The 5,384-nt window shown below is 69.9% G+C and carries 6 protein-coding genes and 2 tRNA genes; 4 read left to right on the top strand and 4 right to left on the bottom strand.

The annotated features are described in order from the left end of the window. Positions 1-71 precede the first annotated feature (71 nt). The 4 genes from VFH10_RS10615 to VFH10_RS10600 all read right to left on the bottom strand — a co-directional run bounded on the left by VFH10_RS10615 (position 72) and on the right by VFH10_RS10600 (position 1,046). On the bottom strand, positions 72-488 hold the full coding sequence (locus VFH10_RS10615; protein ID WP_325128282.1) for an FAS1-like dehydratase domain-containing protein: 417 nt from the start codon (positions 486-488) through the stop codon (positions 72-74). A gap of 99 nt (positions 489-587) precedes the next feature. After that, positions 588-758 carry a 50S ribosomal protein L33 gene (gene rpmG, locus VFH10_RS10610; protein WP_187577186.1) on the bottom strand — a complete coding sequence of 57 codons (171 nt, stop codon included), beginning with the start codon at positions 756-758 and terminating at the stop codon, positions 588-590. Positions 759-852: 94 nt separating this feature from the next. Beyond that, positions 853-926 (bottom strand) — tRNA-Met (locus VFH10_RS10605). A gap of 47 nt (positions 927-973) precedes the next feature. Beyond that, positions 974-1,046, bottom strand: a tRNA-Thr gene (locus VFH10_RS10600). A 99-nt stretch (positions 1,047-1,145) separates the two neighbouring features. Between VFH10_RS10600 and VFH10_RS10595 the strand changes: the two genes are divergently transcribed. The 4 genes from VFH10_RS10595 (at position 1,146) to VFH10_RS10580 (ending at position 5,317) form a co-directional block, all read left to right on the top strand. Then, complete coding sequence (locus tag VFH10_RS10595) at positions 1,146-1,931, top strand: thioesterase family protein (protein ID WP_325128278.1); 786 nt, start codon at positions 1,146-1,148, stop codon at positions 1,929-1,931. Positions 1,932-2,100: 169 nt separating this feature from the next. Continuing rightward, the gene (locus VFH10_RS10590; RefSeq protein ID WP_325128277.1) at positions 2,101-2,562 is read left to right on the top strand and encodes a hypothetical protein; all 462 of its coding nucleotides are present in this window, start codon (positions 2,101-2,103) and stop codon (positions 2,560-2,562) included. Positions 2,563-2,626: 64 nt separating this feature from the next. Further along, complete coding sequence (locus VFH10_RS10585; RefSeq protein ID WP_325128275.1) at positions 2,627-4,132, top strand: multicopper oxidase family protein; 1,506 nt, start codon at positions 2,627-2,629, stop codon at positions 4,130-4,132. An 87-nt stretch (positions 4,133-4,219) separates the two neighbouring features. Then, complete coding sequence (locus tag VFH10_RS10580; RefSeq protein ID WP_325128272.1) at positions 4,220-5,317, top strand: LLM class flavin-dependent oxidoreductase; 1,098 nt, start codon at positions 4,220-4,222, stop codon at positions 5,315-5,317. Positions 5,318-5,384: the final 67 nt, after the last annotated feature.

The following is a 5,384-nucleotide window of genomic DNA, read 5'->3' as shown; positions in this document are numbered from 1 at the left end:
CCCGGCGTACCTGACCAGGTCGGCACGGGTGACGGTGAAGGTCTGCTCGGGGAGCACGTCTCCGGTGTGCATCAGGCCTCGTCCCCCTCGGGCCCGCGGTGGACGAGGGTGGCGAACGCCGTGCAGACCGGCAGGCCCTCGGCGTCGGTGATCTCGCTGCGGGTGCCGATGATGTCGGCCCCTCCGATCTGGCGGAGGCTGTCGACGGTCAGCTCGGCGGTGAGCACGTCGCCGACCGCGACCGGCCGGGTGTAGGTGAAGCGCTGCTCACCGTGCACCACCCGGTGCAGGGCGATGCCGACCTCGGGATCCTCCATCAGCGCGGTCATGGCACCGAACGCCACGACGATGGGGAAGGTCGCCGGCGCCGCACCCTCGTCGTACTCCGAACCGGTGGCTGCCGCGAACTCGCGGACCCGTTCCGCGGTGACGGAGTAGGGCTCCGTCGGCGGGAAGGTCCGCCCGGCCAGGGAGGCGTCGACAGGCATGGTCAGGAGGCTACTAGGCGCCGGTGGAGTACGGCGCAACGCGAAGGAGCGGCACCCGATGGACGGGCGCCGCTCCTTGGGAACGCTGGTGAGACCGGGTCAGCGGGTCTCGCGGTGGTCGGTGTGCTTGCGGCAACGCGGGCAGAACTTCTTCAGCTCCATGCGGTCCGGGTCGTTGCGGCGGTTCTTCTTGGTGATGTAGTTGCGTTCCTTGCACTCCACGCAGGCCAAGGTGATCTTGGGGCGAACGTCTGAGCTCTTGCTGGCCACGGTGTGCCTCTTCTGGTCGTGTGTGATGCCGGTCGGTGCCGCTCAAGTCTGCCCGACCGCGCAAGTCCGGGCCACCTGAGGCGCATTGCTTGCGTAGCGGGGGCGGGACTCGAACCCGCGACACCACGATTATGAGCCGTGTGCTCTAACCACCTGAGCTACCCCGCCACCGGGACGGGGCCGTCTCACCGAGGTGCGAGCGGGTCCCTACCCAGAGCCCCTTTACGGAATCGAACCGTAGACCTTCTCCTTACCATGGAGACGCTCTGCCGACTGAGCTAAAGGGGCAACGACCGAGAAGAATACACACGGCTCAGGCGGAACATGAAATCGAGTCCGGGCCGGTCAACGACGCCTGTCCGGAGCCTCCGGAGGCGCTCCGGCATCATGGCTGCGGTGACCTCCTTCTACGTCGCCGACGGTCCCGACCGCTTCCTCTCCGACGCCTGCACGGCCGGCCCGTGGGGGCCCGACAGCCAGCACGGCGGACCGCCGGCGGCGCTCCTCACCCGCGCCATCGAGGGGCTGGCCCGCGACGAGAGCCGGGTGCTCGGACGGTTCACGATGGAGCTGCTCGGCCCTGTGCCCGTCGCGTCGCTGCGCGTCGACGCCGCCGTGGTCCGCCCGGGCCGGTCCGTGGAGATGTGCGAGGCGACCTTGTACGACGAGGCGCGCGGTCGGGCGTGCGCCCGGGCCACCGCGTGGCTGTTCCCGGCCACCGACGACGGCCCCGACCCGTCCGACCGTCCGCTGCCCCACGGGCCCGACGACGGTGAGCCGAAGCAGCGGCCGGCGAGCTGGTCCCCGGGCTACCTCGACGCGGTGGACTGGCGGTGGATCGTCGGCTCGGTCGGTGAGCCCGGCCCCGGCACCGTGTGGATGCGTCCCCTCGTCGACCTTGTGGACGGGGAGCCGATGGACCCGATGCAGCGGCTGATGACCTGCGTCGACTCGGCGTCAGGCGTCTCCGCCGCGCTCGACATCGCCGTCTGGGCCTTCCTCAACACCGAGCTGACCGTGCACGTGCTGCGCCGTCCGGTGGGCGAGTGGGTCTGCCTGGACGCCGAGACCACCCTCGGCAGCGGCAGCGTCGGCCTCGCCACGTCGTCGGTGTACGACGAGCGCGGGCTGGTCGCCCGCAGCAGCCAGGCCCTGCTCGTCGCGAAACGCTGACTCCATGCCCTGCGAGATCGGGACAATCCTGGACCACACGGGCACGGGCTAGTCCGAAATTATGACGACACTTTGACGCTGTTGAGGCAAGGTGTCCGGCTAGGGGGTCCTCGGGGCCACTGCGGGAACCCACGCCCACCGGGGCGTCCAACTTTCGGAGGCATCAGGAATGAAGTCTGCTTACAAGGTCATGGCGTACATCGTGGCCGCGCTCGTGATCGTCCAGTCCGCGTCGATGGTGTTCGCGTCAGCCGGCCTCGGCATCTACATCGAGGACGGCGGCGTGCTCGACGCCGCCGCGATGGAGTCCGAAGACCTGTCGTTCACCGGCGTCGCCGGGTTCATCGTGCACGGCATCAACGGGATGATCGTGATCCCGCTGCTCGCCCTCGCCCTGCTGATCGTGTCGTTCTTCGCCAGGACGCCGGGCGCGGTCCGCAACGCCGCGATCATCCTCGGCCTCGTCGTGCTCCAGGTCGCGCTCGGGCTGTTCGGGCACGAGAACGCCTACATCGGGCTGCTCCACGGCGTGAACGCCCTGGTGCTGTTCGCCGCGGCGCTGCACACCGGCCGCTCGGCGGGCAAGGCCGAGGTCACCACGCGGGAGGACCGGGCCCCGGCCGCGGTCTGACCCGAACGAAGCCGGGCCGCAGCTCAGCGGCCCGGGCAACAGCGCGAGAGGAGCTGCGGGGCTGGTGAGCAGGAGTCGTCTTCGGGTCCTGGTCGCCTGCCTCGCGGCCCTTGCGATCGTCGTGCCGCTGGCCTGGATGTGGCAGTCGAGCCTGCTGCCGTCCAGCTACTCGGTGATGGACATGGGCGTCGTCGACCTCGGCGGAGGGCCGGCGCCCGTGGAGGGGCACGCCGGGCACGGCGGCCAGGCGGCCGCGGGCGCACGGGTGGCGCCGACGGAGACCAGCGTCGACGACCTCGTCGCGGACGCCGAGGGTCCGCCGGACGTGTCCGAGGAGCTGGTGGCGGCCCACGGCACCATCACCCTCGAGTCGGGTCGCAAGGTGACGGGCTACAGCCTGAACGGCACCTCTCCCGGGCCACTCATCGAGGCGACGGAGGGTGACCTGGTCGAGGTCACCGTTCGCAACGAGTCCGTCCCCGACGGGATGACGCTGCACTGGCACGGCATCGACGTCCCCAACTCGGTGGACGGTGTCGCCGGCGTGACTCAGGACGCGGTGAAGGTCGGTGAGGAGCACACCTACCGCTTCGTGGCGGAGGACCCGGGCACGTACTGGTACCACTCCCACCAGGTCTCGCACGAGCAGGTGATCGGTGGCCTGTTCGGCTCGCTGGTCGTGCATCCCGCCGATGCGCGACCGGACGCCCCGGTCGACGCACTAGCGGTCGCCCACACGTACTCCGGCACGCGCACCCTCAACGGTGAGGAGGGTGACGTCGCGTTCGTCGCCGAGCCCGGCACGGAGGTCCGGGTCCGCGTCGCCAACACCGACAACGGCCCGGTGGAGGTGTGGTCCGGCGCGCCGTACGTCGTCCGGGCCGTCGACGGGTTCGACCTCAACGAGCCCACGCCCGTCACCGGACGGAGCGTCACGCTGACCGCCGGCGCCCGGGTCGACCTGGAGGTCACGGCGCCCGAGGACGGTTCGGCGCTCCGCGTGCAAGTCGGCGGCGCGACGGCACTGATCATCGGCCCGGCGGGATCCAAGGCGGCCGAGGTCGAGCAGCCGCGCGAGAAGCTGGACCTGCTCCACTACGGCTCGCCGGCGCCGTTGCCCTTCGAGACCTCGGACCCGGACCGCGTCTTCGACTACGACATCGGCCGCCGTCCCGGCTTCCTCGACGGCCGACCCGGACTGTGGTGGACCGTGAACGGCCGCATGTACCCCGAGGTGCCGATGTACATCGTGCGCGAGGGCGATGTCGTGCTGATGCGGGTCCACAACGCCAGCAACGAGGACCACCCGATGCACCTGCACGGCCACCATGCGGTGGTGCTGAGCAGGGACGGCGAGAAGGCGACCGGCAGTCCGTGGTGGGTCGACTCGCTGCACGTCGACCAGGACGAGACCTACGAGATCGCGTTCGTGGCCGACAACCCCGGCCTCTGGATGGACCACTGCCACCAGCTCAAGCACGCGGCCGAGGGGCTGATGGCGCACCTGATGTACGACGGCGTGGACACGCCGTACCTGATCGGGGGAGCGGCCGACAACCACCCGGAGTAGCGGACGCTCACGTTCGCGGGCACGGGAATAGCCAGGACCAAGCTCCTGTTCGTATAGTTGAAACTGAAACTATTAAGGAGCAGTCAGATGCAGTTCGGGATCTTCACCGTCGGGGACGTCACCGTCGACCCGACCACGGGCGTCGCGCCGACCGAGCACGAGCGCATCAAGGCGACGGTCGAGATCGCCAAGAAGGCCGAGGAGGTCGGGCTCGACGTCTTCGCCACCGGCCAGCACCACAACCCGCCGTTCATCCCCTCCGCACCGACCACGACGCTGGCCTACATCGCGGCCCAGACGGAGCGGATCCTGCTGTCGACGTCCACGACGCTGATCACCACCACCGACCCGGTGCGGATCGCCGAGGACTACGCCACTCTCCAGCACCTCTCCGACGGCCGGATGGACCTGATGATGGGGCGCGGCAACACCGGACCGGTGTACCCGTGGTTCGGCAAGGACATCCGCGACGGCATCCCGCTCGCGATCGAGAACTACCACCTTCTCCACCGGCTGTGGCGCGAGGAGGTCGTCGACTGGGAGGGCAAGTACCGCACGCCGCTCCAGGGTTTCACCTCGACCCCGCGTCCGCTCGACGGCGTCCCGCCGTTCGTCTGGCACGGCTCGATCCGGTCTCCCGAGATCGCCGAGCAGGCGGCGTACTACGGCGACGGCTTCTTCGCCAACCACATCTTCTGGCCGGCCTCGCACACCGAGCGGATGATCAGGCTCTACCGGCAGCGCTTCGAGCACTATGGCCACGGCTCCGCCGACCAGGCCATCGTGGGCCTCGGCGGCCAGGCGTTCATGCGCAAGAACAGCCAGGACGCCGTGAATGAGTTCCGGCCCTACTTCGACAACGCCCCGGTCTACGGCCACGGCCCGTCCCTGGAGGACTTCTCGGCCCAGACCCCGCTGACCGTGGGCAGCCCGCAGCAGGTCGTCGAGCGGACCCTGGGCTTCCGCGAGTACGTCGGGGACTACCAGCGTCAGCTGTTCCTGATGGACCACGCCGGGCTGCCGCTGAAGACGGTGCTCGAGCAGCTCGACCTGCTCGGCGAGGAGGTCGTGCCGGTGCTGCGGCGGGAGTTCGACGCGCTCAGGCCGGACGGCGTGCCGGGCGCACCCACCCACGCGGCTCGCGTCGCCGCCGCGGAGAGCACTCCCCAGGGGGTGACCGCGTGATGAGGAGGCTCGTCATCGTCTCGGCGGGACTGTCGGTCCCGTCCTCCACCCGGCTGCTCGCGGACCG

Origin of the sequence: Nocardioides sp., from assembly GCF_035697785.1 — a bacterium.
Lineage (GTDB): Bacteria > Actinomycetota > Actinomycetes > Propionibacteriales > Nocardioidaceae > Nocardioides_B.
Note: the sequence above shows the minus strand (reverse complement) of the source record. Positions and strands in the feature narration are given on the sequence as shown.

Bases quoted from the DNA above. Each gene is read 5' to 3' on its own strand.
- VFH10_RS10615 (WP_325128282.1), bottom strand. From the start codon at position 488: ATGCCTGTCGACGCCTCCCTGGCCGGGCGGACCTTCCCGCCGACGGAG.
- VFH10_RS10595 (WP_325128278.1), top strand. From the start codon at position 1,146: ATGGCTGCGGTGACCTCCTTCTACGTCGCCGACGGTCCCGACCGCTTC.
- VFH10_RS10590 (WP_325128277.1), top strand. From the start codon at position 2,101: ATGAAGTCTGCTTACAAGGTCATGGCGTACATCGTGGCCGCGCTCGTG.
- VFH10_RS10580 (WP_325128272.1), top strand. From the start codon at position 4,220: ATGCAGTTCGGGATCTTCACCGTCGGGGACGTCACCGTCGACCCGACC.